We start from the raw sequence: 26,851 nt of genomic DNA on the forward strand, positions 1-26,851 counted from the left end.
TTAATCATGCAAGGGCATAAAAGTGACAATAAAATTCATCAAAAAGCAACAACAGGTATATTTTCTGCATATACCTTTATATCACCACTCATGCTTTCATGATGTTTATCAGTCATAGTTACCACGCAATCTAAACTTTCCCATAATACTGGAGCGAGATCTTTCACGGAAAATACACACCAACCATAAAAAGACTCTCCATGCTTATTTTTATCAATCAGTCTTTGAATTGATAAATACGAAGCATAGTTTTTGATAAAAAAACATGTGTAATCATTGCATCCCATTAACGCAATATTCTTTTTGTTGTGCCAGCGACACCACAAAACCAACCGTATACAGCGCCAATGTAGATGCAGCTGTTTTATTTTCCAGTTTCCGATCAAAATTGGGTAAAACAGCATAGCCAGCCATTCATAGCGATTAAATGCTTGAACATTAGCTGTCATTTTTTTAGGTAACAAGATATGGGCCGCATACCCGGCCTGAGCTTGCCATGAAAAATAGTGTTGGTTCTCACGTAGAAAGGCCAACGAGTATGCGTAGTCAAGAGAACGGGACACCATGCCAGTCGCTGCGTCAGCGACATGACGCAGCGTCAACACCTGATCGATAAACAAGAAGCGATCCGTTTCTGCGCCAAGCCGCAATGCAAAATCCCAGTCCTGATGCCCTCGCAACTTGTCATTGAAACGTACCCTCTGCGCGAGTTCACGCTTGACGATGAGACAGCTCGATTGAATACCACCGACACGATTAGTACAGAACGAGTATTCAGCAACGCTCTCATCGGTGCGGCGGGCCTCCCGAGGAAAGGGAGCACTACGCTCACCATGGCTCACGTTCTGATACGGATGATGAATCACCTGCCAATGTGGCTCAATCGCTAATATCTGGTCGATGCGCTCCAGTTTCTCCGGTAACCACTCATCATCCGAATCCAAAAAACATAGATACTCGCCCCGAGCAACCTCGATGCCACGATTACGCGCATAAGCGCCGTTTCGGTTAGGCTGGTAGCAGATCAGCGAAAAACGATAATCAGATAAAGTGGTCACTAAAGCTTGTATTCGCTCACCAAACTCGGGTGTTGAACCATCATCGATTATGATGACCTCAAAGTTGCCGAATGTTTGCCGAGAAAGTGAATCCAGCGCCCGCTGTAACGGCTCATCCCGGTTATAGACCGGAATAATAATACTAAACCGCACAAATGCTGCGCTCATCCCGACCTCACACCTTTTCCGCGATAACGATCATGAAACAGCCATCGCTGCCAGGAACAATCTCTGGATTCTGGAGATTTTGCTGCTTGCTGACTTGCTGGAGGAGGAAACCACAGCGCGCCAGCATCGACTCCAATTCGGCATAGGTATAGTGCTTCACGTGATAGGGAAATTGTGCGGCACTAAAAGGCATGACACTCTCGTTCGGCGTCGACATCACTAGCTTGCCCCCAGCACGTAGCCATTCATGAAACTGACCCAGTAGGGTTTCATCAAACGTCACATGCTCAATGGTTTCAAAACAGACAACCGCGTCAAAGGAAGCTGAATCCAGCTGCAGAGTTCTAGCATCGGCACACAGATGAGTAATCTTCGGCGAACTATAGTGTTTTCGCGCATAAGCAAGCGCTTCGGGTTCAATATCGACGGAGGTGACCTGACAATTAAGCTGGTTAGCCAGCAGTTGGCTGCCGTAGCCGATCCCGCATGCCAAGTCGAGCACTCGTTGCGGCATAACAGCGCGTAGGCACTCTGCCGCGAACCGATAACGATTCAGGTGGTCCTGGCGGATATTACGCAAATCCGGTGCCACTTGTCGCTCACCACGCACCATCGACTGCCGAGCTGAAGCCTGTAATAGGTGGGTATCATCAGTCACGATGTTGATGTCAACCAACCCCTGGCGGGCAAGCAAAAAAGCCAGTCGTTTACTGTTATAACCAGACTTGTTGCAGCCCGAATAATGCGTCGAATAGCCCGGTAGCATGGGATTACCATCGTGCTGGGGGCCAAAGAGCCCGGCGAAGCTCTGACGAGCGACTGAGGTCACATCGCGTAAAGTCCCTTCATCCCACTCAGCCTGTAGCCACTGGCCCACGACGTAATCCAGATCGGGGACCGTAACCCGTAAGTGACCATTAACTGCAAGTTTATCGACTAGACGTGTTAACAGTGTATCTGCTTCCATACTGGTCAAAAATTGCAAATCCAGTACTTGGATCAACTCAAACTCGCTATCCAACTGATGTGCAATTTCAGGGATCGGACAACTCACCTCAGACCGTCCCTCGACCCGCAGAGTGACCTGCCCACAGGTTGCACGGGTTACCACCAGCGTTCTCATTTTATACATCCTTTAACTGTCCGATATTGAATAAACATCGTTATATTTCAATTCCAAACTGCTGCATGTAAGGCCCGATTTTTCGTACTAAATCGCTCCCATCAACCCGGAACTGGTTTTGAACCATTTGCAACATCACCTCTTGCTCATCGGGACACTCGCTTAACAATGAACGACCGTAAAAGTGCACAGGAATTCCAACCAGACGAGCCTCAAACAGAGTGCTGGAGTTGATACCGCAAATAAACTTGCTCGATAGCGCCAGCGTCATGAAATCGCCACTAACAATTTCACGGCCATGAAAATCATATGTGTCTCCCAGAGGATCCAACGGGTGGGGCTTAAAGAGCAGTCGTTCGTTTCCGTAATCGCGGATCACATCGTCAATAAACTGCTGCATTTTGTCTCCATAGTTGGAATAGAGACGCACATTGGTGTCGGTAGCAATCTGTAAAGGCACAAGAACGGCATCCCCAGGAACCCATAGGCGCCCGCCCAGAAGCCGTTCCCTCACTCTCACCAACTCCTGCTCAGCGTCATCTTTCTGGCATGGCATTAGCCCCATGCATCGCCCCAGGTTGACGCCTTGTCTATCGAGATAAACATGCTCCCTTTGCGGGAAAAAACCCAGTTCGGCATAGAGATATTGCTTCCCCATATCCTGAAGATACTGTTTTACGCTGTCATAGTAGGCCGGTGTACCATTCCAGATGATGGCGCCAAGCAGGCGTGAAGGAGGAATAGCCATAATCGCATGAGCATCATAAGAGCGGACTACTCTGCACAGAATCTGCCGCTGATGTAGCCAAATCATAAGACTAGCCAACTGCTGAACATGGTGATCCAACATGCAGACAAGTAACAACACAGGCCAAGTCTCTGTATCGGCCAACGAATCGGCCAAAGGATCGAGCAAGGGTGGCAGGATCTCTTCTGGCTCAAGAGCCACCAGCCTATGGCAGCCATGTTGCCGCAATTTGGCCATCACCTCCTGCTCATAGTCATAGGGAGAAGAACCAATGATGATGCTCAGATCATGCTGGCTCGCCTGCGTCATATCGATCACCGGAAGACCGAACTTTTCCGAACAATCGCTCGTCATGGTATCGATCAGGGCAACAGGCAGTGGACGCTGCATCTCTTGTAACCGTTGCAGGATCAGTTGACTGTAATTTCCCATACCAGCCAACAGGTACCCTGATGAAGGCAGTTCAGCAATAGATAATGAGCAGACCCCTTGCCGATTGACGCTCTCAAATCTCATGGCAACCCCCAACCATAGCTATCTCTGATCCTAGGGGGATGTTTTTAACGACCATGTCCATCTTCCCTTCATTACGTAGACATCGGTGGAAGCCAGCAAATATCGAACTCTGCGTGATAGCGCTTATAAATATCTAGGCGGGCTCGGTTCTTTTGACACAGTTGATGCCAGCGCTCGGCCAATACACCATACTCATCTGGCAGCGCACTATGCTTGAGTACCGCAATATGGTTCAGCCAATTGGCCAAGCGATAGAGCTGCGAATCCGACAAGTTAGTCGGTTGATCCACCAGCCATTCATGAGCCTCCATATCTTGCTCAGTAGCTGAAACACCTAGCGAATCCAGATACTTGCTGACAATACGCCGGTAAAGCTCTCGTTGTCTGACTTTGCGCAATATGGACGATTGGGCGCCATGAATACGATACAGCACCAACACCTCACGCAAGTTGGCGAAACGAACTTCGGGCTTGCTGATAGCCATTCTGGTCCACAACTCGGTATCTTCAACATCCGTATATTCGGGGTCATATCGAAAACGCTTGTAAACATCAGCACGCACCAGAATCGCGTTGTGTCCAACTCCATTACTAAATAGCAGAATCGCATTTTTGATAAAGTTATCATAAGGTCGGTAATGCCATACCTCATCACGGGCACCGAACAGTTTCAGCCAACACCCCACCAGATCTATATGCGGATGTTCGTGTAAAAACGCCATCTGTTTCTCGATCCGCTCTGGTAACGAAATATCGTCCCCATCCATCCTGGCTATAAATTCCCCACGAGCTAGCAATAGCGCTTCGTTCAGACAATTGGCTATTCCCTGCTGCCGCCGGTGATAATTAATGATTCGACTGTCCTTTGCTGCCATCCTGCCAATTACAGATCCAGTTTCATCAGTTGAGCCGTCATCAAATATTATTATCTCCAGATTCTTATAGGTCTGTTTCAATATGCTATCCAGCGCATCTTCGATATAATTAACACAGTTATGAACAGACATAATGACCGAAACCAAGGGTTTACTGGGTGTTTTTTCAAAACTTGTGCCAAAAATATTTAATGCATTACTCACTGCATCATCCATATCGAAATAGCGATACTCGGCAAGGCGGCCCAAAGCAATCAGTTGCGGGAACTGGGCCAATTCATCGCGGCAAGTCTGATAATGCTGTTTGGCTGCATCGGTAAACAGCGGGTAGTAAGGCTCCAGCCCCTGCCCGGCCACATAGGTGCAGGGGTATTCATAAACGATGCTGGTGCCGGGATGTTGCTGCCCCGTCAGATGCTTGAATTCGGTGATGCGGGTATAGGCCTCTTCATTCGGATAATTGACCGTGGTCACCGGCTGAAATTGAGCTTGCGGCAGATGACAGTGCTCAAAGCGCAGTGAACGGTATGGCAAGCCGTCGTGCCCCGCCGGCATCAGCTGATCCAGCATCCCCGTATAGACCAAGGGCCCGGCAAAGGGCACGCCATCCAGCAGTATCCGTTTCTGTTGCCAATCCAGACAGACGCGGGACCCCATGGGAATGGATAGCCTCACCTCAATCAAGGGGTTCGCCAAGATGCGCTCGAACATGGCGGTATAACCCTGCGCGGGCACCGCCTGCCAGGGATCAATAAAGTAACGGTCATCACGATTGACTACAACCGGCACGCGCGCAGTGACCTCGGGCGAGACCTGCTCTGGCGATACACCCCACTGCTTGCTGGTGTAGTTGACGAAGGCTCGCTCATAGATGAACTGGGCCAGCTCAGCCAGCAGAGGCTCAGCTTCCTGCCGCAGTGCCATGATGGGCACTCTGGCCCCCTCACCAAATCTGGCCTGAAGGGCCTCAATCATGGCCGCTGCCTTCTCCGCCGGAAAGCAGCGTTCAATGCTGGTCAGGTTGAACGGGATAGGCACCAACTGCCCGTCAATGCGTGACAACACACGATGCTCATAAGGCAACCACTCGGTGAACTGCGACAGGTAATCCCAGACTTCCTGCTTGTCGGTATGGAACAGGTGTGGCCCATAACGATGGATCAGCACGCCGTGCTCGTCATACGCGTCGAAGCAGTTACCCCCGAGATGATCGCGCTGTTCCAGCACCAGCACCTTCCAGCCAAGCTGGCTGGCCATTCGTTCAGCCATGACGGCGCCCGAAAGCCCAGCGCCGATGACGATCGCCTGATAGCTCACGCTCTATCTCCAAACAGTTGCTGCATGACACGCGCGGGATGGGCCCGCTCTGCCCATGCCAACTGATGTCGTTCGTCGAAGAACCAACCGGGGGCTAGCCTTGCCACAGCATCGACCGACTGCTCGATAAGCTGAGTGAAGCGCACGACATCATCCTGCCGCAAAAAGTAGAGCGCGGCAGAGTAGTAGTGATGGGCACGCCCCTGAGCAATGATCACGGGATCAGCACCGAATGCCGCCGCATTGTCACAGGCACGCAGCAAATCGCGCAGCGACTGTTCACGACGTTCAGCCGATTTGCGGGTTTGCCCGCCAAAGCTCTGGGTATGGAAGCGATAGCGGCCCAATAATTCGGGGATAAAATCCAGCGTCCCCGGATTGTGGGAGAGGTTCAAGATATGCCAGGGATAATCGAGGATGATCTTGCACCCCTCATCGATAGCGTTCTCCATCCCTTCATAACGGCGAAACATAATGGAACTGGCATTGACGAACACCCCGAAGCGGATTAATGCCTCCCGCGTCATCACTAGTTCGAGATAGCGAGCATTGTAATAATCGCGGGTGAAGAGCTTGATCCGAGCATCGGTCTCATCATCAAACATCTCCGCTTCGTGGTAGCAAAGGGTGCAACCGGAATGCGCGTCCAGATAATCGGCCTGACGCTGCAGCTTGCCCGGCAGGGCCAGATCATCCCCGTCGACATAGGCGATATATTCGCCGTTCGCCTCTCTCAACAAGCGTTTCTGGGTTTTAGCCAACCCCATATTTTGCGCGTTCTGTAGTGCCCGTAGCCGAGGCCACTGTAACGCCAACCGCTGCATAATGGCCCAGGAGTCATCGCTCGAGCCGTCATCAATGGCGATCACCTCGAATTCGAAATTCGTTTTTTGTTCCAGCAGGCTAAGTAGGCAAGGTTCAATGAAGCGCCCGAGGTTGTATACCGGCACCAGTACGCTGATTTTCATAAGGAAACCCAGGGTTTGAGTAAAAAAGAAGCAAAACAAAGAAAATGGACAAGGCTACCGCACGGTCTCTGTCAACCTTTCCTGCCCTTCATCACAATAATTACTGCAAGAGCCGTGCCTGACCAAGCTAATTCATTGATATGACTTGATTTATGTGACTTGGCATCCACTATTCAATGTGAGCAAGCTGACGACTGCAGGCCACCAGCATGTCGATGCCGTCCCAGAGCCATTCGAATGCCAGCGCCTGTCCCGGACTTGCCACCCTATCGATACGACAACCTGGCGATACCAGGAGCGCATGCTCAAGCTGCGTTTTATCCGGGCCAGCCCAGACACAGGTCTGCATATCCCAAGGCTGTAGCAGCAACTCATCAAGGGTATCGGCAACAAATTCGGCGACTGTACCTCCTCCGATGTGTGCAAGCCGCAAAGAGGCGCTGGGAGTCAATAAGGTGACGCCAGAGAAGGTGTCAAGCTTCATCTGGCCATCATGGGCGGCATTTTGTTGACTATTGATAAGGCGTTCCATCATCAGGGCAGGGCTGTCTGCAAATGGGGCGAAGATCCCTTCGAGCAGACAACGGCGCAACGTACTGGCGGGAGTGCCCAACCAGCAAATCGTAGTGGGTGAGGCGCAGGCTTGTTGATTGAAACGGGTAAAGTCTTGTTGCAAAGCCGCGACCACTTGCCGCCACGCAGCAGCATCCAGGTTGGCGAGCCATTGGCTATCCAACACCGCCATGGAGCGGCGATCCGGAAACACGATTTCCTGAGCGCGGGGTGAGAGCGGAATAGCCCGTACCCGGCTGATGGTTTCATCACCTCCCCAGATAATACGAAGCCGACACCGGGCCGACAGCCAGGCGGTGATGCCCTCGTCGTGGTCATAGCGGATAAAACGGGTACGGGAGACAATCTCTTGCCACTCGGGCAGAGAGAAGAGCTCGTTCAGGATGGCCAGCATGGCCTCTTGCACCGGGTCGATGCGCGATGAGAGACGTACCACGGACCCATTGCCCATCAGCAGCGCCATGATCCAGGAGTAGAACGCGACGGTCGGCACGTTGGAGGGGACCAGATGAAAAACCATCCCCAAGGGTGCACGCCCTGCCATGCGTTTGCGCTGTACCTGAATCTGGCGCGGCCGCAACCAAAAGCCAAAGGCGGCCAGATCCGGGTTCTCTCGCCCCTCCTTCAGCAGACGTGCAGAGAGCGCAGCTACAAAGTCGCAGATGACGGGCGCAAAGCTTGGCAACGGGCGAATGACAAAACCTTGCCAGCCGCTGACGGGAGCCGCGAAAGCGACCTCTGGCCCCGCTTGCCAGATGGCATCTTCTACATCTGATCGGCTCACTGGAAAGTGTCGCTGCATCCCCTCACCTCGGCGCCTTGCTGACGTCCTGATACATGGAAATAACGGCCACGACGGCCGCAGGGGCAATCATCCTCCCCCAGCAGCACGCCGAGATCCTCGGACAGCAGGCTGTGGCCAGGATAACTTTGGGGAATGGCAGAGATCACCTGCAGCAAGCCGGCTTGGCCGACCCCGAGCGGTCGATGAGTCAGCGGATCCCGCACCAGCAGATCGGCAAAGAGAGGGGCATGGAGATGGCCATGCTCGCACTCGACAAACACCGACCCCACCTGCTCCACCATGCCGTAGAAGTTGTGCACCCGACTCAGCCCCAGCTGCTCATGGCTGCGCTGCTTGAAGGCAGGATTGTCCACCGCTAGGTGTTGCAGCTTCTTCCAGCCACCGCTGTGAAAAAGCGTGCCCTGCGTCAGCGGCAGTTGTAAACCGCGCTCACGCAGCGGCTCCAGCAGACATTGCCAGACCATAAAGGTGAAACCGAACAGCAGGACCGGCTGGCCAGCATATTTGTCACAAAAGGCCTCGATGACCGGCCAGTTGGGCCGCATCTGCTCGTCGAGGGCATAGGTATGGTCGCGGCCAAGGAAGGAGAGCCCAAGCGCACCGGCGCCGCGGGCTGAAAAACCGCTGCGGTTTTGGATAAGAGCTGGTTGCTCCACCAGCAGCATGGGCAGCCGTTGCTTGCCGACGAACTCTTGCAGGATCTTCACCAGCACCTTGCTCTGCAACGCGGCGGTATCCCGATCCAGCACGATCCGTGACGGCGTTCCGGTAGTGCCAGAGGAGGTGAGCACCTTGAACACCTCGTCTTGCGGCACGCTCTGCCATTGGGCCAATTTGAACAGGCGTGCGGCCAGATAGGGAAGCTCTTGATACGTCGAAGCCGGCCCCCAACCAAACGCCGACAAAATATTGGCAAAAGCTGGGCACCCCTGCGCATGCCGCTGCGTCAATTCATTCAGGCGAGCAAGGAGCAGCCCACTTTTTTCCTGTTGGGGCAGCCCGAAAACCGGCGCATCAAACAGCTTATTCATAGTTGCTCCAGCTCTGTTAACAGGGCAGGATAATCAATCTTCATATTGCTGCGTCGTGGCAAATGATGCCGATAAATGCGAACGCTTGATGGCGGCACCATCAGCCAGCGGGCCAACTCCAGCTGTAGTGCATCACTGGGGCACGCGTCTGCCTCTATGGCCACCAGCAGGCGATCATCACGGCCGGTCGCGGCGCAGGTATAGCCCCGCCCCTGCAACCAAGCTTCCACTTCTGCCAAGCTCACCCGTTTGCCAAACAGCTTCAGGAAACGGTTGAGCCGCCCGGTCAGATAGAAGCGGCCCGCCTCATCACAACGAGCCAGATCGCCGGTAAAGAGCGCATCCATATCACGCCCCCGAGCCAGATCTTCAGGGCGCTCCGCATAGCCCAACATCACATTTGGCCCTTGGTAAACCAGCTCCCCCTCCCCGTCGAGAAAGCCGGACTCATGACGAAGAGAGAGGCACCCGCCCGGTACAGCACGGCCAATGGCATCGGGGGCAATCATCACTTCATCGTGTGCCAACCAGGCGATACGCGGTGCCGCTTCGGTCTGGCCATACATCACGAAAAAACGGCGTCCCAGTGCAGCTGCCTGCTCGGCAAACTGTTTTGCCAGTGCCGGCTCAAGCCGTCCTCCGGCCTGGGTCAGTGTCATCAGACTGGGATAACGCGCCCAGTCAAAACGCAAGCGGTTTAACATCTGAAAGGTAAACGGGACCCCCGCCACGCTGGTGACTTGATGACGATTTACCTCATCCCAGAATTGGCGCTCAAGGGGACTGGCAGTACATGAAACCAGAGAGGCGCCAACCAAAAGATGGCTGTTGAGCACCGACATGCCAAAGGAGTAAAAAAGTGGCAACGAGGTGATGGCTCGCTCACGCCCGTTCAGCGCCAGATATTCGGCGATGGCCGCGGCATTGGCATCAAGATTGGTTCGCGACAATCGCACCCATTTGCAGGAGCCGGTACTGCCCGATGTCGGCAGCAGCAAGGCCAACTCAGGGTGAAGCGAGGGCGCATCGCCAAGATGCGCAACTGCCCCATCCTCCAACACCCGCAGACTGACACCAAAGCGCTGGCACTGCTCATGGTGCAACCGGGCATCCTGTGCAGGATCGGCCAACATGATGGCGTGGCCATCACGCAGGGCCAGCAAGTAGTGAAGCAGATGCTGGGTGGACGTCACAAATGGCAGGTAGACCAAATGACGACCGACGGGATAGGTGGTGGCCAACTGCGCCACACGCCGAGCCAGCTCACCATAACTGAGCCACCCCTCTTGCGGGTCTCGCCAGGCGGGCTCGTCATTACTTTCAACCAGACGTGTCAACAAATCAGGCTGGATCAAATCACCATCCCCCCATCGACCCCAATCACCTGCCCGGTCACATAGCTCGACAAGTCGGATGCAAAAAACAGGGCCACCTTGGCCACTTCATCTGGCGTACCAATCCGCCCCATGGCGATGCTGGCCACCCGCTCAGCAAACTTATCTTGCGGGATGGCGTGGGCCATATCGGTAGCGATAAAACCGGGGGCAATCGCATTGACCCGGATCTGGCTGGCGGCCAGCTCCTTGGCCAGTGACTGGGTAATTCCGATCACTGCCGCCTTGCTGCCGGCATAGCAGCTGAGCCCAGCCGCTCCCACTTGCCCCATCAGGGAGGCGAGATTGATGATGCTGCCACCACCGTTGCGTTGCATCAGGCGGGCGGCATACTGGCTGCTGTAGATCACGCTAAAAGTATTGTTGCTGAATGTCTTTTGCAGATGGGTCTGGTTCGCCATCCCCAATAACGCCTCTTCCAGCATGCCGGCATTGTTGACCAACACGTCCAGCTGACGAGTCTGAGCAAACAGCTGCTGAAAAGCCTGCTTGACCGCCGACGGATCAGCCACATCAAAACAGAGAGGCTGGCAAGGCACGCCAAACTCGGTACCAATCTCGGTCGCCAGCTGGCTCATCGTCACCTCATCACGGCCTCCCAGCCACAGTTCAGCCCCCTGAGAAGCAAACTGGCGGGCGATGGCAAGACCGATGCCACGCCCGGCACCGGTGATCAACACACGTTTGCCCTGCAACAGCCCCTGCATCAGAAAGCGACCCCGTACTTGGCCAGGATCTCGCGCGCCTTGCCGACCGAACTCATGTCGATAATGTCATCGGTGTCGAGCAGCACGCCGTAGTTATCCTCCAACTGGGCAATCAGCCCCATGTGGGCTACAGAATCCCACTGCGGGATACTGTTGTAGGCGAGCCCATCGCTGACGCTGCCGATATCGAGACCCAGAGCCTCGGCAAAAACTTGTTCCAATGCGATTGTCATCTGAAAAATCTCCGTAGCCGCTCACGGGCGGCATAGTAATCAGCAGGCCGCAGTTCCAAAGCAAAAAATCCGGTCTCTTGCCCTATCTGGCGGTAACCCAGTTGTTCATTCAAGCGCAGGGCCGAGCGATTGTTCTCCCGAACCAAAGTGCGGATACAACCGATGTGCAACTCGTCAAAACCCTGATCAAGCTGGGATAAGGCAGCAGCAACGGCCAGCATGGGATGCCGCACGGTCGAGTTGCCCAGATAGAGTCCCGCATCGGCAATCGCCTGCCCCTGTAGCGCGTCCTGGCACTTACCTTTCAGATTGACGTAGCCCGCTCGCACGTCTTTGCACCAGAGCACCCAGTGCTGCTGATCCCGCCGCTCACGGGTGGCGGTGAACCATTGGCGCTGTTGCCGTGGCGAAATACGCGTCTGGGATACCATCTGCATTCGCACCTCATCCTGATTGCGCCAACGCCGCAAAGCGGGAAGATCCCACGGCGCTATCGGGCGTAGCTCAACGCCATAACTCATCTTCAACGCCATACAGTTTCCATGACTTCCATGACCTGTCTCTCTTATCGACCACACGGCCGCCATTCCGTAGCAAAAATCGATAATACAAGCAGAAAAACTAGTATAATATCAAAAATAATCAAAGAGTTGTCATCGATTATCCTGGCTTTGGCCAGTCATTAATCCAGCAGAGAGAACCCATCATGGCCATCGCCATTATCCCGGCCCGGGGTGGCAGCAAACGCATTCCACGCAAGAATATCCGCCCCTTTTGTGGCCAGCCCATGCTCGCCTATGCCATCCAGGCGGCGCAACAATCGAGCTGTTTCAGCAAGGTGGTGGTCTCCACCGATGATGAGGAAATTGCCAAGGTCGCTCGTCAACTGGGCGCGGAAGTGCCATTTCTGCGGCCAGCCAACCTCGCTGATGATCACGCAGGTACCACCCCTGTGGTGATCGACACCATCCAGCGACTCGACCAGCTCGGCATCCAGGCAAAGCACTACTGCTGCATCTATGCCACTGTCCCGCTTATTCAAGCCGATGACTTGAAGGCCGCCCATCAGCGACTGATCGCAAGTAATGCTCCATTTGTCTATACGGTGGCCGAATTCGGCTTCCCGATCCAGCGGGCAGTGCGCATGGACGAACAGGGACGGGTCACGCCGTTCTGGCCGGAACAGATGGCGAAACGCTCCCAGGATCTCGAGCCCGCCTATCAGGATGCCGGCCAGTTCTACTGGGGCAGCCGCACGGCCTGGCTGGGGGGCATCAGTCCGGTGGGGGGAGAAGGGATTGGCCACATATTACCGCGGCACAGGGTGGTCGATATCGATACATCGGAAGATTGGCACCTGGCCGAACTGCTCTATCAAGTGCTGGCCCAAGATGACGTTTAAGGTAGCCTTCCGGCTCGATGCCGGGGCCGAGATTGGGCTGGGTCATCTGATGCGCTGTCTGGCCATCGCAGATCGGCTGAAAACGGCTGGCTCTGAGTGCCACTTTCTCTGCCATCAGCTACCGGTCCACCTGTTGCCACTGCTGCAATCCCACCAGCATCACCCCCTTTGCGCTCTGGACGATGCGGGCCCCTTGCCCACCTTGCGCCCGGAGTGGCTGGTGTGTGATCACTACCAGATTGATCGGCAAATCGAGCAGACACTGGCAAGTCACTGTGGTCAGTTGCTGGTGATCGACGATCTGGCCGCTCGCACTCATCAAGGTCAGTTGCTGCTGGATCAGGGGCCACTGCGCAGCACAGCCGATTACCAGTCACTCGTCCCTGCCGACTGTCGGCTGCTGCTGGGCACCGACTATGCCCTGCTACGCCCCGCCTATCGCCAGCTTGCACGCCAAAAGGTCAGCCGGTGGCGACGTGGCCTCATCTGCTTTGGTGGTGCCGATCCAGCCGGAGCCTGCCTCATCACTCTCAACACGCTGGCTCGACTGCCATGGGCTAAAACCGTCAGCTGGACTCTGGTAGCCGGTGGGGCAAATCCTTTCTGGCCAGAGCTGCAACAAAGGGTTGCCGAACTGCCCGATCTGCCGCTGACCCTGCTGCGTCAGAGCGACCAGATGGCCGACCTGATGAGCCGACACGACTTCGCTATCGGAGCAGCGGGCGGCATGACCTGGGAGCGGGCCTGCCTCGGCCTGCCGACCCTGGCAGTCCCCATCGTCGACAACCAGCAGTTCAACGACCAGGTGATCGCCCGCTTTCAGCTTGCCGAGCGGCTGACCCTGAGCGAGCTGGCCGAGCCTGAGCGACTGCTGCAGGCTCTGCAACGGCTTGAACAACACTCAGACGACTACCGCCGCCGTGGCCAGCTGCAGGTGGACGGGCTGGGGCTGGATCGGCTCACCGCTTGGTTGCTGCAACAATCGGATTATCAGCTGTTACCAGATGGCCAACTGTGGCAACTACGCCATGATAGCAAACTGCTGCTCACCCTGACGCTGAACGGCCAGCGGCTGACATGGCAGGCCACCCGGTCACTTCAGCCCACGGAGTGGCAAGAGCTGGCACATCGCTTGCAAACAATTTTCTCCCAATTTCCCCTCTATCTTGCCGAGCCACCGCAGATAGCGCCCCCTGCCCCTTGGCAACCGGCGCCGCAAGGCTGGCAACTTGGCACAGGAATCTGAACACAGATGCAGATCGATCATCGCTCCATCAACCAAGAACAGGCTCCCTATGTGATTGCCGAACTGTCGGCCAACCACAATGGCAATCTGGACCGCGCCCTAGCCATTATGACCGCCGCTAAGGCAGCGGGTGCCAGCGCCGTCAAGCTGCAAACCTACCGCCCGGATACCATCACCCTCAAAAGTGATCGACCGGAATTTCAGATCCATGGCGGTTTGTGGGATGGCCACAGCCTCTACGATCTTTATGAGTGGGCACATACCCCGTGGGAATGGCACCAAGCGCTGTTTGCCAAGGGGCGCGAGCTGGAACTGACGGTCTTTAGCAGTCCGTTCGACTTCAGCGCGGTAGATCTGCTGGAATCCCTCGACTGCCCGGCCTACAAGATCGCCTCCTTCGAGCTGGTGGATCTGCCCCTCATCCGCTACGCCGCCCAGACCGGCAAGCCGCTCATCATGTCCACCGGCATGGCGAACGAAGCCGAGATCGCCGCCGCGGTCGAGATGGCACTCAAGCACGGCAACGGCCAGCTGGCGATGCTGCACTGCGTCAGCGGCTATCCGGCGCCGGCGGCCGAATATAACCTGCGTACCATCCCCATGTTGCGCCAACGCTTCGGGGTCGAGGTGGGGCTCTCCGATCACACCCTGGGGTCGGCCACGGCCATCGCCGCTACCGCGCTCGGGGCCACCCTTATCGAGAAACACTTCACCCTGGCCCGCGCCGACGGCGGGCCGGATTGCGCCTTCTCCATGGAGCCGGCGGAACTTACCGAACTGGTAACCTCGGTCAATACCGCCCATGCCGCCCTCGGAGTGGCCGATTACCAGCTCACAGCCAGTGAACAGGGTAACCGCGCTTTTCGCCGCTCCCTCTATCTGGTCAAGGAGATGGCAGCTGGCGAGGTGCTCACCGCAGAGCATATCAAGTCGGTGCGCCCCGCCCTCGGCCTGCCCCCGGCCGATTACGATCGGCTCATCGGCAAGCGGGTCAACCGCGACATGGCAGCCAATCAGCCTCTCAACTGGGATTGGATTGCACAAGATGAATGAAGATCTGCTGCGCCACCATCTGGCGATAATCGAACAGCGTTGGCCACAGCTTGCTGCCCACCTCACGGTGGCACAGTTGGGCGATCTGCAGGTGGAGTTGTGTGAAGGCCTCAGCAGCACACTGCTAGTCAATGGCATCCAACTCACCAGCCGGCACGACCGGGTGAAGGAGGCCGAACTGCAAGCGGCAACTCTTCCCGATGTACCCGTGCTGCACCTTTATGGCACCGGACTCGGCGATCTGCAGAAGGTGCTGCTGACACGCAACCGGTTAGAAACCCTCCATGTCCATATCATGCACCACAATCTCTTCACTCTGGTGCTGGCCTTGCTCGAGCACGACGAGTGGCTGCAAGACCCCCGGGTAGAGCTGAGCCTCGCGGCCGATGAACAGGAGATTGTCCTCCCCTTCTTCGCCCTCCCCAGCGAACTGGAGCTGGCCGAAGATGCGGCCTGCCGCATTCGTGGGCGTTTGATTAGCGAGATACTGGCCGGGTACACTCGCCAACGCTTTGATCCTGCATCGCCACGGATCTTAAGCCGGCTGGCTGAGAATATGTCTCTGGTGGCAAAAGATGGTGACGTGAGTTCTCTATTTGGCTCTCGTCCTGATAGCAGTGCACTGGTCATCGCCAGTGGACCCACCCTAGCACAACATCTGCCAAAACTGGCTGGCTGGCTGGCACATCATCCCGACTGGCTGGTGATTTGCGTCGATACAGCGCTGGTTTCGTTACGCAGTTATGGCCTTGCGCCTCATTTAGTGGTCAGTATTGATGATGCGCTTACCCCAGACAGGTTGCCAGGGGCAGGGTTGGATACAGTCCCTCTTGTCTACGCGCCCATGGTACCATCCGACACTCTGAATGCTTGGCCAGGCCCACGGCTTACCACCTACTCAGTCAGTCCCATGTATGCAACGCTGGCTCGCAAACATCCCAAGGGAACCCTGCATCAGGGAGGAAGCGTCATTCATCCGACCGTCGATCTGGCAGTACAAATCGGATGCACTGAGGTACTCCTGCTTGGTTGCGATTTTGCCTTCCCCGGTGGCCAGACCCATGCCGGCTGGCAAGACGGAGCTCTCGGCCCCAGCGCCAGTCAGGCACTGAGCTGGGTCGTGGATGGTCATGGGAACCGGGTCAGCACCAATCCCAACTTCACAACCTATCAAATTGAGCTAGAACGCTATATGGCAGCCCATCCCGAAGTTCATTTCTGGAACAGCAGCCGAGATGGTGCTGCTCTGCTCGGCAGTGAATATCATCCGGACTTTGTATCATGACGCTCAAACACCATTGCATCACACTCGCCCACCGTTTTCGGCTCGGCCACCATGTGGAGAGTGCTCTGACCCTTCCTGATTTACTCGAACAGGTTTTGCTGGCGCTCCCACACGAACATCGCAGCGAGGCAGCCAGAATCATTGCCGCATTGCTGGCATGTCAAGAGCGCAATGACTGGCTTGGATTAGCCGATTGGCTGGAAGGTGAGCTGGCAGCTCTGTTAAGCACCTAGACTGGACTGAGCAAGTCCGCTTCAAGCAACATGTCTGCCAGCTGGCGGGCTTGCCAGAATGGAATGTGGATCGTCTCGGCAATCTCGAACAGGGTCATCTCTCCATCACTGTAAGCAAGCAGGTTCATCATGTCTCGCACAGCCCATCCTGACCAGCGGGTCGACAGATCCGGATAGAGACCGCGCTTGCCCATTTGTGGTTCGCAAAGCACCGTTACTCGATAACGTCCATCCAGCTCAATACATTCAATTGCCCTGCGCACAGCCATAAAGCCTCCCGCCAAGCCAGCGGGCGTGATGAGAGAGAGATCATCAAGCGAGGTGTGATACTCAGGGTAACAACCATATTTTGTGCGCATAATCGAGGCGATCGGCAGGTCAACCCCGGGAGCGCACAGCTGACGCTCATTGGAACCTCGGTCCAGAAAGCTGAAACGATGAAATCCCGGGTCAATGTGGGCAAGAGCGTGCAATGCGGCTCTGTCAGCCAATGTGCCACCACGGCGTGAGGGCAAATAGGAGTAACCACGTTCATCCCCAAGACAAGAGAGGTTGAACCCCGCCAGCGTCTGTGCCTTGAGGTATGCCAGATGGCGTGACAGGTACACAATGGCGCCCAGCGTTTCAGGCACTAATATGAGGCGATAGCTATACCGGCGACGCGGCATACTGGCGAGCCAGGCCATCAAAAACACACCGACCAAGGGACCCGAAAGCTCGTTGTTGGCCATGGATGGATGGCAAAGATAGCTTGACAGCAGGATCTCTTGCTTGCTCTCTCCTGCCAAACACATATCGGCATAAGTCAGTGACCCCGGAGCAAGCGTCGCATCGATCACTACCCGGTACTGCCCTGGCTGCAACTGTTCACGAACCCTGTGAGTCAGACAAAAGCCCCACCGACGCCGGTAGTAGGAAGTGACATAAGGAATGGCATCAGGCAACTCCGGTAAGGAGTGCAGGTGCAGCTGCAGTTCTTCCAGGGACAGAATCGTATCAACAGGCTCTGAATACCCCACCAGATGCAGATTGTGATCGCGAAAATCGACTACCCGACGCCCATCCGGCCCCACTATGTAAGCCTCGCGTACGTTCCATTCTTCAGGCACTTGCCAGTCAAAACACTCAGTACCGGTCGGCACTTCGTGAACCTGCAACTCCGGCAGGCAATGGCATAGCAATGCCAGGCTTTCTCGAACGCCATTACCGGTCAGGCTGCGATTGATAGGATAAAGGCGCGCCGCCAGATCATACATGGCCTGGCCAATCTGCGTCGGGTCTTGCCAGTCTGCAGGTAAAAAATCCGTGTCAGGAGTCATGGGTATGCTGAACCAATTCGACAATGTGCCCAAGCGGGCTTAGGAAAAATTGAACGTGGGCGCCGCCAAAGGCGATCGCCGGCTGGCTGGGCCCGAGGGGAAGGTGGCGCTGAGCCCGAAGTCGTTCGGCTGCCATCGCTATATCTGCCACTTCATAGGCCAGATGATTGAGCAGGTTATGGCGCGTACGTAACGCCTGGCTGACCGGGCTATCGTCACCGGCCGGGGCAATCAATTCGTAGCAAATCCCGGCATCATCGTATGCAAAACAGATATGTACCCGCTGCAAGGGATCAAGCACCGGCTCGCTAAATCGGGAAATCCGGAGGGTCTCGCGGCAATAGCAAACCCCGAGCTCAAGCTCGGATACCACCAACCCGATATGATGCAGTTTCATGCCCCCTCCCGGATAAGAGCATGGGGATGCTCTGCTATCAGTTGTTTGGCCACCGCAGCAAAGTCGGCGCAACGAACCGCCCAGACCGGTAACCGGCCAAATAACCCCTGATGCCACTTGTTTTGACTTTTAAGAGCTTCAACCAGACGGGAAAGATCTATCTCGCTGGCCAGATCGAGTCTTCGCACAAAGTAGTCACAATACCAGGGGCGCACAGCACCGCCATCGCAGACTTCACCCTCAAAGCGCTTCATAAAGCGATAATCGACACCTAGTTGCTGCTCGACATAGTGGGTGAAGGTAATGCGATCGGGATGACAGGCAAAACCGGCAATCCAGCCATCGTGGGCCGCCAACCAGGCGAAGGGGCTCTCTTCACCAAAGCAGTCATGACCCCCTGCTGCAACCACCTGGTCACGCCCCGCTCCCCATACCGCAACGCTGAAGATAGGATCGCGGGTCCGCGCACCCCCTGGCAGAGTGCGAAACAGCTCCGTCATCAGGCCCACTTCACTGGGAGACGTCGCCCTGTCGAAACAGGTCTGACGAGTCAGGCTATACGTGAATGTTGGCACCAGCAGAGTGCCCTCGTTTCCAAGCCACTCCTGCATTCCGAGCCAAAAAGCATGTATGCCGGCTTCATTGCCCCGTCCTGGAAACTGGGCCACAGCCATGGCGTCAGAGTGAACCATTATAGCGCTCCCTCGTGCGATCCCGAGGGAGCCAAGAATATGAGAGAGAGCTTCAATCACAGGGCAAGACCACGACGCAACAGCGCCTCACGAATATCCTGAAGCTGTTTCATCTTCGCCAGCTCTTCAGGCTCGAAGCGTACCGAGAACGTCTGTTCAACCAGCAGCAGAAAATTGAAATGGCCGAGCGAATCCCATTCCGGAAAGGCCCCAAGTCCCAACTGATAGTCGTCTCGCGTGACGGTTGCAGAAGGAAACTGCTGTTCCAACAGAGTGAAGAGATCAGTCATCGTGATAAAACTCCAAAAAAGGCAAATTCAGCTGTTCGAGCGCCAGACTATGGTAATGCTCATGGGAAAAACGGGCGGGATCTGGATTATCACAGGGAGTCAACGACAGGGATGCCAACCATGTCAGCGCAGGTTCATTACGAGCACAACGGTTCGAGCCAATAACCAAGCGCTCGATCCCCGCCTCGCGCAATGCAGCCGAGACTCTATCCAGTAACCAATATTCGAGCCCTCTGGACAACACTCTGCAACTCAGAGCCAGCGTATCGAGCAATGCCAGTTTGGGCGTGAGGTTTATGATCAGCACCAAGCCAACCAAACCATGATCGGCAAAGCGATCCTGCAACGACACTAGCCAGCACCAGCCAGACTGCGCCAGCCGTTTGAGCTCGCTCGCCTCATATCGCTGACAGGAGAGATTAAACTGGTTGGTTTTATGGATGATCTGCTCGGCACGAGCAAGGTTATCCACCGCCAACGGCTGTATCGCCGCACGCAACGACAAGGAGGCGAGAAAATGTTGTTCACTGCCAACCTCGCTACGTAACCGGGCGGCATCTGCCAATGCCAGATAGGAGGCCTGACGAACAGCGTCATCACCACTGAAGGTACGCGAGAACCCCCCATAAGTGAGCAAGGTTGTAGGCCATACCCAAATATCTGCTGGTGGTTCAATGACATCGACTTGTGGCAGTGCATGGCGAACTTCGGCCCTTTCCAGGGGGGAATCATCCCAGAAGACCAAGGCCTCAAGCCCCAGATTGAGGCTGGCAGCAATATGTCGCAAACCTTGAGATTTAGAGCCCCAACCAATGGCAGACGCTGCAAAATTTCGCCTTTTGAGTCTCATGGCGCCATGCTTCTCAAACACCAGCCAAACATCTGCAGGCTCGTTTTTAGAGCACAATGCCAATAACACGCCACGCTGATACCAATAGAGCGCCGCATCCTGAAACGACTGATAGAGTTTGCCGAGACCGTCCTGACCAAGGTACAGGCCAGTCAACCCCTCTTCACCCACTACCCCCCCCCATAGGGTATTGTCACAATCGAGCACCAGCACCTTGCGTATCGGCGCCTGATCAAGCATCCAACGCGCGGCAATCCAGTCGGCAAGGCTGGTCAAGCCGTGCATCGAGAGAGGACAAGAAAGAAGGTAACGATTACGCTCGTCCACACAATGGGCTCGCCCCTGCTCAAAGAGCCAGCGACCCAGCCCCAAATCCCTAATATGGTGACGTGCAAGTGCTCGGGTAAAACAGATATCCAGCTGCATCATCCAGGGGTGAAGAGCGCCACTCACACTGCCTCCTTGCAGTGAACAAGCACCGAGATAAAGATGAGGGAGCCCCCGCAGTGGCGAGAGCAATGCTTCCAACCAGGTGTCGATGGTTTCGGACAATGCAGGTTCAGCCAAGGTGTGCCAATGCCGGCATTCGCTGTCGGTCAGCAGTTGTTCCCAAAACCAGAGCACCAGATGTCCGTCACAAGCGGCCATCGGCTGCCATTGACCTTGAGGACAAAATTGCAACTGTGCATGTCGGGCCAAAGGAGCCCATGCCACATTACCGGGCATGAGAAATGCGGTGGATGCCAGGGAAAGGGTGGCCATATATGCACCTGAAAGGATTAAATACTTCTATATCATACTGTTAGGGAATGGAGATGAACAGTGTCATCCCCATCCGATTCAAGGACTAACGCTTGAACACATCCAGGCCGGTAAAGTAGGTGGTATCATGGCCATCGAACGCATCGGCATACATCACTTTGCTATCCTCGAAGAATAACTCCAGAATTGCCTGCGCCTCTTTTATCTTGCCCGCCAGCACCTCGGGTTCTGCTGTCACCTGCGCCATCATTAGGCTGATGATATTGGCGTAGAAATAGTTAATTGAACCAATCAACACACGATAGAGATGTGATTCGCGGCTCATCAGCAGATAGAGCAGATAGTCGTGATGGCGTTGCATCATGGCCAATACCGCATTGTGTTCACAGGCTACCTGGCGCCAGTCATCGCGTAACTTGTCTACCAGCTCAACGAACAGCGGCACCTGCAATGCAGCAGCGAAATCAACGCTGCTCATGTCAAAGGACTGGAAACAAGTGGCCATCACTTCATCCATGAGCGGGATTTTGTCGAGTACCGGCCATTCAGGTTGCAACGATTCAACACGACGAGGGATTGCCCCTTCTATATAAGCGCCGTCACTACTGTTGACGCACTGCATCTCGGGATAATCACGCAATACACTGGCCATATTATGAATGGCTAGCCCAAATAGATGGTTGATACGCACTTCGTCGCCAAAGTTACCCGGTGCCGGGAAAGTATCCTTTAAATTTTCCTCGTATTTCGCCTCTTGCTTGTCGTTGTAATAGAGACTCAGGCTGGAGTGATGCTGTCCGGCTGTTTTATAGCCATTGTCTATGCCAAACAGATATACCTGCTTGAAGCCAAGCAAGGCCGCATAATTGAGGCCGGTATTACCGACGAACGGGTTGGAAAATTCGATAGTATCGTACTCGAATGCCTGACCAAATGCGCTAATCAGCATGGAGAACATTGGCTCGTTGGGCTTGAACGCCAACCCTGTTTTACGAAAGAAGCGCTTGCATTCAGGGTGAATGACATCAACGCTCAGAAACACGGTGTCCTTGATAAAGTCATCGGCATTGAGAATGCTCAGAAAATCGGCTGAGCTCTTGGTGCGCTCCACTGCAACGTAGATATCCGGTTTTACGCCAGCTTTGTAGAGTGCACTGACCGCAGTACCGCAGGCGATAATGATTGCCTGCTGCTGATGCTGCCGGATGAACTCGATGCTCTGATCCAGCGAGGGGCCATTGCCAACCACAAAGACAGGGATCTGCTCGAAGGCACGGCTATCGCGCCACCGTTTCAGAAAGGGGGTGCCGTCTTGCAGATGGGTGTGGCTATGGGCAAGTGCATAGATGTTGTCATCAAAGAACCCCCACCCCGTTTTGAGCAGATAGAACTCCCTTTCCACCTGTGTTATCAAGGCGTGCAGCTTGGGGGAATGGTAATGACAGAACGAGAAATAGCTTGCCGACCAGAATGCCCCCTTGCGATGCAGCGCCTCCATCATGTCAGCGACCAGCAATCGCTCGTCAACACCGATAAAGAGGTGCAGACTGATCGACTCCTCCTCCATGTAGGCGAGCAGCTGATGCCAATCAAAACAGAAGAGCGAGGCGTAAAACATGTCAAGATCAGGCTCGAAAGCAAACAGATTCTTGATCTTGCACTGTTCATACAAGCAACCGAGCTGGTAGCCCAAACCAATGCCATACATCAGTGCCAGAGGAATATCGGTATGTAATGCTGCCTTTAGAAGCAACCCTTCCAGAGCTGACTTCTCTTTTAATTTGGAGATTTCATTGTTGTATTTGATATGGATTTGGCCATCGATATACCACTGGGGCACAAAATCGATGCACTGCAAGACACTGTGTTCAATGACCTCGGCAATCTGCGACTGAACCTCGCTAAATGGATCATCCCCATAAAGCGAGATACCCTCGTCGAGCCACAGAATATTGGGAACGCCGTTTTCATTACAGAAGAAACGAAAAGGCCTGGCAGGCTGGTACTCCTTGAAAAAGTCATGAATGGCGGGCATGTATTTGGCAAACGCAGCCATATTGAGTTCATAACGAACGGGGAGTACTTCCAGCATGGCGGCCTCCTGCTGCTTTTGCAGAGCCAGGCGTGCCAGTTCACTTTCTACATCATGAATCTTGTGATGGATATCCATGTCAGACTAACCTGCATTCAGCTTGTAAAGACCGGATGCACGTCCGGCCTGGGAGAATTGTCGTAATTGTGCTTCAGCCTGCTGCTTTTCCTGACCCACCCAATCATAAATAAGCTGGAACTGCATCAGTGCCTGCCGCTGTTCCACATTGAGTGTCTCTCCCCAAGGCAGTGACCCGAATACCTCTTCCAGAGCATGCAGATAAAGTTCAGCCAGCTGTTCTGCTGCAACCAGCTCACCTTGCACCAGTAGAGACTGCAACTGCTCGCCCTGTCTCATCAAGGCAGACACAGAAGTACTATTGACCTCATTCATGCCGGTCTGCCTACCTTTTGCTGTGCCAGCGCCTTGTCTCGCTCATCGACAGGGATGGCATCCCAACCGCTCTTGACCGTCAGCATCAGGTTCATCACTTCATCAATGGCGCCTACATCCATGTCACGGCTGGCATCCATCATGCGCACTTTCATATAGTCATAAAGTGCGAACAGGTCTTCGGGGACCTTGCCATAAGAGAGATCAAGTGAATCTTGCAGACCATTGATAATGGCCAGCGTCTTGGAGATAGATTGGGACTTACCCTCGAAATCGCGACGCTCGACTGCACCGCGAGCCTGAGCGAGACGTTCGAGACACCCTTGCATCAATAACTGGATCACGCGATAGGGATCCGCCACTGCCAGCTCAGACTGCAAACTCTGGGTTGTATAGGCCTTGATCGTTTTTCGATACATACGAGACTCAGCTCCTGACTACAAATTAACTGGTTTTGTTGTTGGTATTGAGCAGGTTGAGATAGGAGGCAGATTTGTTCATCTTGGCCAGCAAGGTATCCAGACTGCCGTAGCGTGCCCTCAACGTCTCTTCATACTTGGTGAGCTGCGCCGCGACATCTGCTTGTTTGCGGTTGACATCACGCAGATCAGAATTGAGTGTCTCTTCCCGCTTGGCAAGCAGTCCCCCTGTCTTGGAGTAGGTCTCAAGCTGGCTGGCCAACTTGCCAGCAACACCGTCCTTGCCACCAAATACAGCCACTACCTGGTCGAAGTTCTTCTCGACCGCTTCATCGAATTTCGTCGAATCAAGTGAGAGCACTCCCTTGTTGTCCATCTTGACCCCCAACTGAAAGATGGTAGAGAAGGTCGAAGAGTTGTTAGAAGGCTCGGTGACGGTGCCACTCATCAGGTTGGTCACAGCCTTGGTCGTCGCATCCCCCGCCAGGGCTCCACCATCATTCTGGCTGACACCGGCCACGATAGAGCTGCGTTTGCCCAGATCGGTGCTCTTCTTCACCAGAGCGTTATAGCCATCGATGAAGCTCTGCACCATGGTCTTGATGCCAGCCTTGTCTGTCGTCACATCCACTCTGTTTGGCTTGTAAGTGGTCGTCACGGTACCATCACTCGGGTTCGTGGTAGTGGTGCTCTCCGACTCTTTCAACACCGTAATCTTGAGACCCACAATGGTGCCATCAAAGGTGTTGGTCGCACTGGTCAATTTATTGCCATCCACGCTTATCTCGGCATCACGGGCTTGTTGCTTCTGGGTCAGCTTGGAGATGAAATTGTCAGTCAGTTCAGGTGTACTGCCGGTTATCTGCAGATCTTTACCTGTTCCACTGACACCGGAGTCAATCACAAGGGCCGCCTTGCCATCGGAGGTATTCATGATATTGACGCTAAGACCAAAGTTGTCACTATCATTGTTGATCCGCTTGCGAATGGACTGGAGTGAATCCCCTGCTTTAACATCCACATCAAAGGTCTTGTCACCTGCCTTGAATGTCAGGGTGCCATCTTGAGTGATCATGGGCGTGGTAGAAGAGGCGAAACTACCTTCAAATTTGCTGGTCTTCGCCAATTTTTCGACACTGATGTCATATTGCCCGTTGGAAGCGCCACTCTTGCTCTCCACCTTGAGAACCGGATTATCTTTATCCTGGGTGATGTTTATCGCACGTTTGTTAAACGCGTCATCCTTTGACATAGCCTGCAGAGTGGTGACAAAAGTCGCGATCGCTGACTTCAGCTGGCCTACCCCTGAGAGAGTGATCTGGGCGTTGGTCTTTTTGGTGGTAATTGGCTGCAACAGCTGCGCCTTTTTGGCATCAACGCTTGCAGCGATGACAGACTCCAAGTCCAGTCCAGAGCCCGCACCAGCAGACGTAATAGTAGCCATACTCACTCTCCTCGCAAACGTAACTATTAAATCTCTTTATCAAGCAATAACCCGACTCGAGAGCCACCGCCAATCACATCACCTTCGCGCAGAGCCTGGATTCGTTTGCTGATAGCCAGCAACTCTTCGCTTGGTATCTGACGGATCATTGATTTGGTATCGGCATCCATAACCTTGATAACAACCTGCTCCAGTTCCTTTTCAACACTGAAATTGACGGTCCATCCTTGCAACTGACTGAACTCTTGCAAGTTTTGTACCCCTTTCTCAATTTCCTTGTCTGAAATCTTCGGCTTGCCAGCCCTCTCCTGCTCAGGCAGCCCCTGTTGCTTTTCCATGTCCTTTGCCGTCCCCCGCTGCTCTTCTGCTGTGCCAGATAGCACTTGAGCGGCCGACTGGCCGCTCTTGCTACTTGACTGAAGAGAAGAAGGAGTGACCGATGACGGAATTCCAATTTCATTGGCCATATCGTCGCTCCTTTTTTATCTCATCACAGCCTGTTAACCCAGCAGGGACAGGGCTGATTGCGGTCTTTGGTTGGCTTGAGCCAGGATGCTGGAAGCAGCCTGTTGCAGAATGTTCTGCTTGGTCAGATTAGCGGTCTCGGTTGCAAAGTCTGCGTCACGGATACGAGAACGTGCTGCGCTCAGGTTTTCAGAGACGTTGGACTGGTTGCGAATGGTGGAGTCAAACCGGTTCTGCACCGCACCCAGCTCTGCCCGCTTGCTGTCGACCGCCTTGATCATGAAATCAAGGTTGGCCATGGCTGTCTGGGCATCTTTAGCTGTTTTAATACTGCTGACACTTGCTGTAGTAACCGCAGTAGTTGTTTTACCAATCGTATAAGGCTCACCTGTGGTAGTGGTAGTTACTGTGGCACTTCCTTTTGTCGCAGATGCAATACCCTTGATCGTGAAAGCAGATGTCATCTTGAAAGTAATTGTTTGTCCTGCATCTGCACCTACCTGGAAGGACCCCTTATAAGTGCCATCAAGCAGCTTCTGACCACCAAAAGTGGTATCGCCTGAGATACGATTGATCTCAGTCGTCAGTTGATCATATTCCTGCTGCAAAGCAACACGATCATCTGTGTTGTTGGAACCATTCGCTGATTGCTGAGCCAAAGTACGCATCCGTTGCAACATGGTGGTCACTTCATCCATCGCACCTTCTGCAGTTTGTGCCACTGAAATACCATCGTTAGCGTTACGGTTACCTTGATCCAACCCGTTAACCTGTGAAGTCAAACGGTTGGAAATCTGCAGACCGGCAGCATCATCCTTGGCTGTGTTGATACGAAGACCGGATGCCAACCTGGTATAGGAGGTATCCAGCGACTTGTTGGTGTTCATCAAGTTACGCTGGGCGTTCAGTGATGAAACGTTAGTGTTAATGTACATGGCCATAAAATATTCTCCCGAAGAACATGCGACTGCGGGTTGCGCCGCCAATGCGGCG

27 protein-coding genes and 1 pseudogene are annotated in these 26,851 nt (G+C 54.4%); 5 read left to right on the forward strand and 23 right to left on the reverse strand.

Going from position 1 to position 26,851, the window contains the following annotated elements; translation table 11 throughout:
• Positions 1 to 38 precede the first annotated feature (38 nt).
• From G5253_RS01425 to G5253_RS01480, 12 genes and pseudogenes are all read right to left on the reverse strand, one after another.
• Complete coding sequence (locus G5253_RS01425; RefSeq protein WP_266133839.1) at positions 39 to 1,226, reverse strand: glycosyltransferase family 2 protein; 1,188 nt, start codon at positions 1,224 to 1,226, stop codon at positions 39 to 41.
• A gap of 7 nt (positions 1,227 to 1,233) precedes the next feature.
• Positions 1,234 to 2,349: a class I SAM-dependent methyltransferase gene (locus tag G5253_RS01430; RefSeq protein ID WP_266133838.1), complete on the reverse strand. Its 1,116-nt coding sequence runs from the start codon at positions 2,347 to 2,349 to the stop codon at positions 1,234 to 1,236.
• A gap of 40 nt (positions 2,350 to 2,389) precedes the next feature.
• Positions 2,390 to 3,613, reverse strand: a complete 1,224-nt coding sequence (locus G5253_RS01435; protein WP_266133837.1) for a hypothetical protein — start codon at positions 3,611 to 3,613, stop codon at positions 2,390 to 2,392.
• A gap of 71 nt (positions 3,614 to 3,684) precedes the next feature.
• Entirely contained in the window at positions 3,685 to 4,620 is a 936-nt protein-coding gene (locus tag G5253_RS01440) for a glycosyltransferase family 2 protein (RefSeq protein WP_323137611.1), read from the reverse strand.
• Positions 4,621 to 4,668: 48 nt separating this feature from the next.
• Positions 4,669 to 5,805 (reverse strand): annotated as a pseudogene (gene glf, locus G5253_RS01445) (UDP-galactopyranose mutase); the annotation flags it as partial.
• Entirely contained in the window at positions 5,802 to 6,773 is a 972-nt protein-coding gene (locus G5253_RS01450) for a glycosyltransferase family 2 protein (protein WP_227340783.1), read from the reverse strand. The gene G5253_RS01450 and the pseudogene glf, both read right to left, overlap by 4 nt.
• Before the next feature lie 169 nt (positions 6,774 to 6,942).
• A complete protein-coding gene (locus G5253_RS01455) occupies positions 6,943 to 8,148 on the reverse strand; it encodes an acyl-CoA reductase (RefSeq protein ID WP_266133835.1) in 1,206 nt (401 codons plus the stop codon).
• A complete protein-coding gene (locus G5253_RS01460) occupies positions 8,127 to 9,182 on the reverse strand; it encodes an acyl-protein synthetase (RefSeq protein WP_266133834.1) in 1,056 nt (351 codons plus the stop codon). Before G5253_RS01460 ends, G5253_RS01455 begins: the two co-directional genes overlap by 22 nt.
• The gene (locus tag G5253_RS01465; RefSeq protein ID WP_266133833.1) at positions 9,179 to 10,537 is read right to left on the reverse strand and encodes an AMP-binding protein; all 1,359 of its coding nucleotides are present in this window, start codon (positions 10,535 to 10,537) and stop codon (positions 9,179 to 9,181) included. The genes G5253_RS01460 and G5253_RS01465 overlap by 4 nt, the downstream gene beginning before the upstream one ends.
• Positions 10,534 to 11,283, reverse strand: coding sequence for an SDR family NAD(P)-dependent oxidoreductase (locus tag G5253_RS01470; RefSeq protein WP_323137606.1), 750 nt, complete (start codon positions 11,281 to 11,283; stop codon positions 10,534 to 10,536). Before G5253_RS01470 ends, G5253_RS01465 begins: the two co-directional genes overlap by 4 nt.
• Entirely contained in the window at positions 11,283 to 11,516 is a 234-nt protein-coding gene (locus tag G5253_RS01475; RefSeq protein WP_021230851.1) for an acyl carrier protein, read from the reverse strand. The genes G5253_RS01470 and G5253_RS01475 overlap by 1 nt, the downstream gene beginning before the upstream one ends.
• Complete coding sequence (locus tag G5253_RS01480; protein ID WP_236323424.1) at positions 11,513 to 12,049, reverse strand: GNAT family N-acetyltransferase; 537 nt, start codon at positions 12,047 to 12,049, stop codon at positions 11,513 to 11,515. The genes G5253_RS01475 and G5253_RS01480 overlap by 4 nt, the downstream gene beginning before the upstream one ends.
• 173 nt (positions 12,050 to 12,222) lie before the next feature.
• Between G5253_RS01480 and pseF the strand changes: the two genes are divergently transcribed.
• From pseF to G5253_RS01505, 5 genes are read left to right on the forward strand one after another with little or no spacing between them, the layout of a single operon-like run.
• On the forward strand, positions 12,223 to 12,918 hold the full coding sequence (pseF, locus tag G5253_RS01485) for a pseudaminic acid cytidylyltransferase (RefSeq protein WP_236323423.1): 696 nt from the start codon (positions 12,223 to 12,225) through the stop codon (positions 12,916 to 12,918).
• Positions 12,908 to 14,164: a UDP-2,4-diacetamido-2,4,6-trideoxy-beta-L-altropyranose hydrolase gene (gene pseG / locus G5253_RS01490; protein ID WP_236323422.1), complete on the forward strand. Its 1,257-nt coding sequence runs from the start codon at positions 12,908 to 12,910 to the stop codon at positions 14,162 to 14,164. Before pseF ends, pseG begins: the two co-directional genes overlap by 11 nt.
• 6 nt (positions 14,165 to 14,170) lie before the next feature.
• Positions 14,171 to 15,217: a pseudaminic acid synthase gene (gene pseI / locus G5253_RS01495; RefSeq protein ID WP_236323421.1), complete on the forward strand. Its 1,047-nt coding sequence runs from the start codon at positions 14,171 to 14,173 to the stop codon at positions 15,215 to 15,217.
• A complete protein-coding gene (locus G5253_RS01500) occupies positions 15,210 to 16,502 on the forward strand; it encodes a motility associated factor glycosyltransferase family protein (protein WP_266133831.1) in 1,293 nt (430 codons plus the stop codon). Before pseI ends, G5253_RS01500 begins: the two co-directional genes overlap by 8 nt.
• Entirely contained in the window at positions 16,499 to 16,735 is a 237-nt protein-coding gene (locus G5253_RS01505) for a hypothetical protein (protein WP_111899745.1), read from the forward strand. Before G5253_RS01500 ends, G5253_RS01505 begins: the two co-directional genes overlap by 4 nt.
• Here the strand turns inward: G5253_RS01505 and G5253_RS01510 are convergent.
• The 11 genes from G5253_RS01510 to flaB form a co-directional block, all read right to left on the reverse strand.
• Complete coding sequence (locus G5253_RS01510; protein ID WP_236323419.1) at positions 16,732 to 18,054, reverse strand: DUF4910 domain-containing protein; 1,323 nt, start codon at positions 18,052 to 18,054, stop codon at positions 16,732 to 16,734. The genes G5253_RS01505 and G5253_RS01510 overlap by 4 nt on opposite strands.
• Positions 18,044 to 18,451 carry a VOC family protein gene (locus G5253_RS01515; RefSeq protein WP_236323418.1) on the reverse strand — a complete coding sequence of 136 codons (408 nt, stop codon included), beginning with the start codon at positions 18,449 to 18,451 and terminating at the stop codon, positions 18,044 to 18,046. The genes G5253_RS01510 and G5253_RS01515 overlap by 11 nt, the downstream gene beginning before the upstream one ends.
• On the reverse strand, positions 18,448 to 19,203 hold the full coding sequence (locus G5253_RS01520) for an AAC(3) family N-acetyltransferase (RefSeq protein WP_409012766.1): 756 nt from the start codon (positions 19,201 to 19,203) through the stop codon (positions 18,448 to 18,450). The genes G5253_RS01515 and G5253_RS01520 overlap by 4 nt, the downstream gene beginning before the upstream one ends.
• On the reverse strand, positions 19,200 to 19,433 hold the full coding sequence (locus tag G5253_RS01525; RefSeq protein ID WP_266133830.1) for an acyl carrier protein: 234 nt from the start codon (positions 19,431 to 19,433) through the stop codon (positions 19,200 to 19,202). Before G5253_RS01525 ends, G5253_RS01520 begins: the two co-directional genes overlap by 4 nt.
• Positions 19,426 to 21,045 carry an HAD-IIIC family phosphatase gene (locus G5253_RS01530; protein ID WP_236323416.1) on the reverse strand — a complete coding sequence of 540 codons (1,620 nt, stop codon included), beginning with the start codon at positions 21,043 to 21,045 and terminating at the stop codon, positions 19,426 to 19,428. Before G5253_RS01530 ends, G5253_RS01525 begins: the two co-directional genes overlap by 8 nt.
• Before the next feature lie 85 nt (positions 21,046 to 21,130).
• Complete coding sequence (locus tag G5253_RS01535; protein WP_266133829.1) at positions 21,131 to 23,215, reverse strand: 6-hydroxymethylpterin diphosphokinase MptE-like protein; 2,085 nt, start codon at positions 23,213 to 23,215, stop codon at positions 21,131 to 21,133.
• A gap of 6 nt (positions 23,216 to 23,221) precedes the next feature.
• Positions 23,222 to 23,530, reverse strand: coding sequence for a hypothetical protein (locus tag G5253_RS01540; RefSeq protein WP_129503714.1), 309 nt, complete (start codon positions 23,528 to 23,530; stop codon positions 23,222 to 23,224).
• Positions 23,527 to 23,949, reverse strand: a complete 423-nt coding sequence (gene fliS / locus G5253_RS01545; protein WP_005346697.1) for a flagellar export chaperone FliS — start codon at positions 23,947 to 23,949, stop codon at positions 23,527 to 23,529. The genes G5253_RS01540 and fliS overlap by 4 nt, the downstream gene beginning before the upstream one ends.
• A 25-nt stretch (positions 23,950 to 23,974) precedes the next feature.
• Positions 23,975 to 25,393 carry a flagellar filament capping protein FliD gene (gene fliD, locus G5253_RS01550; protein WP_216954022.1) on the reverse strand — a complete coding sequence of 473 codons (1,419 nt, stop codon included), beginning with the start codon at positions 25,391 to 25,393 and terminating at the stop codon, positions 23,975 to 23,977.
• 26 nt (positions 25,394 to 25,419) lie between these two features.
• The gene (locus G5253_RS01555) at positions 25,420 to 25,860 is read right to left on the reverse strand and encodes a flagellar protein FlaG (protein WP_129503712.1); all 441 of its coding nucleotides are present in this window, start codon (positions 25,858 to 25,860) and stop codon (positions 25,420 to 25,422) included.
• A gap of 33 nt (positions 25,861 to 25,893) precedes the next feature.
• Positions 25,894 to 26,799, reverse strand: a complete 906-nt coding sequence (gene flaB, locus G5253_RS01560; protein WP_266133828.1) for a flagellin B — start codon at positions 26,797 to 26,799, stop codon at positions 25,894 to 25,896.
• Between the last annotated feature and the right edge of the window lie 52 nt (positions 26,800 to 26,851).

The organism is Aeromonas sp. 602658 (assembly GCF_049173005.1).
GTDB lineage: Bacteria > Pseudomonadota > Gammaproteobacteria > Enterobacterales > Aeromonadaceae > Aeromonas > Aeromonas veronii_A.

Coding starts and splice junctions, on each gene's coding strand:
- G5253_RS01435 (WP_266133837.1), bottom strand. CDS start 3,613: ATGAGATTTGAGAGCGTCAATCGGCAAGGGGTCTGCTCATTATCTATT.
- fliD (WP_216954022.1), bottom strand. CDS start 25,393: ATGGCTACTATTACGTCTGCTGGTGCGGGCTCTGGACTGGACTTGGAG.
- G5253_RS01455 (WP_266133835.1), bottom strand. CDS start 8,148: ATGCAGCGACACTTTCCAGTGAGCCGATCAGATGTAGAAGATGCCATC.
- G5253_RS01505 (WP_111899745.1), top strand. CDS start 16,499: ATGACGCTCAAACACCATTGCATCACACTCGCCCACCGTTTTCGGCTC.
- G5253_RS01450 (WP_227340783.1), bottom strand. CDS start 6,773: ATGAAAATCAGCGTACTGGTGCCGGTATACAACCTCGGGCGCTTCATT.
- G5253_RS01555 (WP_129503712.1), bottom strand. CDS start 25,860: ATGGCCAATGAAATTGGAATTCCGTCATCGGTCACTCCTTCTTCTCTT.
- G5253_RS01430 (WP_266133838.1), bottom strand. CDS start 2,349: ATGAGAACGCTGGTGGTAACCCGTGCAACCTGTGGGCAGGTCACTCTG.
- G5253_RS01525 (WP_266133830.1), bottom strand. CDS start 19,433: ATGACTGATCTCTTCACTCTGTTGGAACAGCAGTTTCCTTCTGCAACC.
- fliS (WP_005346697.1), bottom strand. CDS start 23,949: ATGTATCGAAAAACGATCAAGGCCTATACAACCCAGAGTTTGCAGTCT.
- G5253_RS01540 (WP_129503714.1), bottom strand. CDS start 23,530: ATGAATGAGGTCAATAGTACTTCTGTGTCTGCCTTGATGAGACAGGGC.
- flaB (WP_266133828.1), bottom strand. CDS start 26,799: ATGGCCATGTACATTAACACTAACGTTTCATCACTGAACGCCCAGCGT.
- G5253_RS01440 (WP_323137611.1), bottom strand. CDS start 4,620: ATGTCTGTTCATAACTGTGTTAATTATATCGAAGATGCGCTGGATAGC.
- pseF (WP_236323423.1), top strand. CDS start 12,223: ATGGCCATCGCCATTATCCCGGCCCGGGGTGGCAGCAAACGCATTCCA.
- G5253_RS01470 (WP_323137606.1), bottom strand. CDS start 11,283: ATGCAGGGGCTGTTGCAGGGCAAACGTGTGTTGATCACCGGTGCCGGG.
- G5253_RS01460 (WP_266133834.1), bottom strand. CDS start 9,182: ATGAATAAGCTGTTTGATGCGCCGGTTTTCGGGCTGCCCCAACAGGAA.
- G5253_RS01515 (WP_236323418.1), bottom strand. CDS start 18,451: ATGAAACTGCATCATATCGGGTTGGTGGTATCCGAGCTTGAGCTCGGG.
- G5253_RS01535 (WP_266133829.1), bottom strand. CDS start 23,215: ATGGATATCCATCACAAGATTCATGATGTAGAAAGTGAACTGGCACGC.
- G5253_RS01500 (WP_266133831.1), top strand. CDS start 15,210: ATGAATGAAGATCTGCTGCGCCACCATCTGGCGATAATCGAACAGCGT.
- G5253_RS01475 (WP_021230851.1), bottom strand. CDS start 11,516: ATGACAATCGCATTGGAACAAGTTTTTGCCGAGGCTCTGGGTCTCGAT.
- G5253_RS01425 (WP_266133839.1), bottom strand. CDS start 1,226: ATGAGCGCAGCATTTGTGCGGTTTAGTATTATTATTCCGGTCTATAAC.
- pseG (WP_236323422.1), top strand. CDS start 12,908: ATGACGTTTAAGGTAGCCTTCCGGCTCGATGCCGGGGCCGAGATTGGG.
- G5253_RS01480 (WP_236323424.1), bottom strand. CDS start 12,049: ATGGCGTTGAAGATGAGTTATGGCGTTGAGCTACGCCCGATAGCGCCG.
- G5253_RS01530 (WP_236323416.1), bottom strand. CDS start 21,045: ATGGCCACCCTTTCCCTGGCATCCACCGCATTTCTCATGCCCGGTAAT.
- G5253_RS01510 (WP_236323419.1), bottom strand. CDS start 18,054: ATGACTCCTGACACGGATTTTTTACCTGCAGACTGGCAAGACCCGACG.
- pseI (WP_236323421.1), top strand. CDS start 14,171: ATGCAGATCGATCATCGCTCCATCAACCAAGAACAGGCTCCCTATGTG.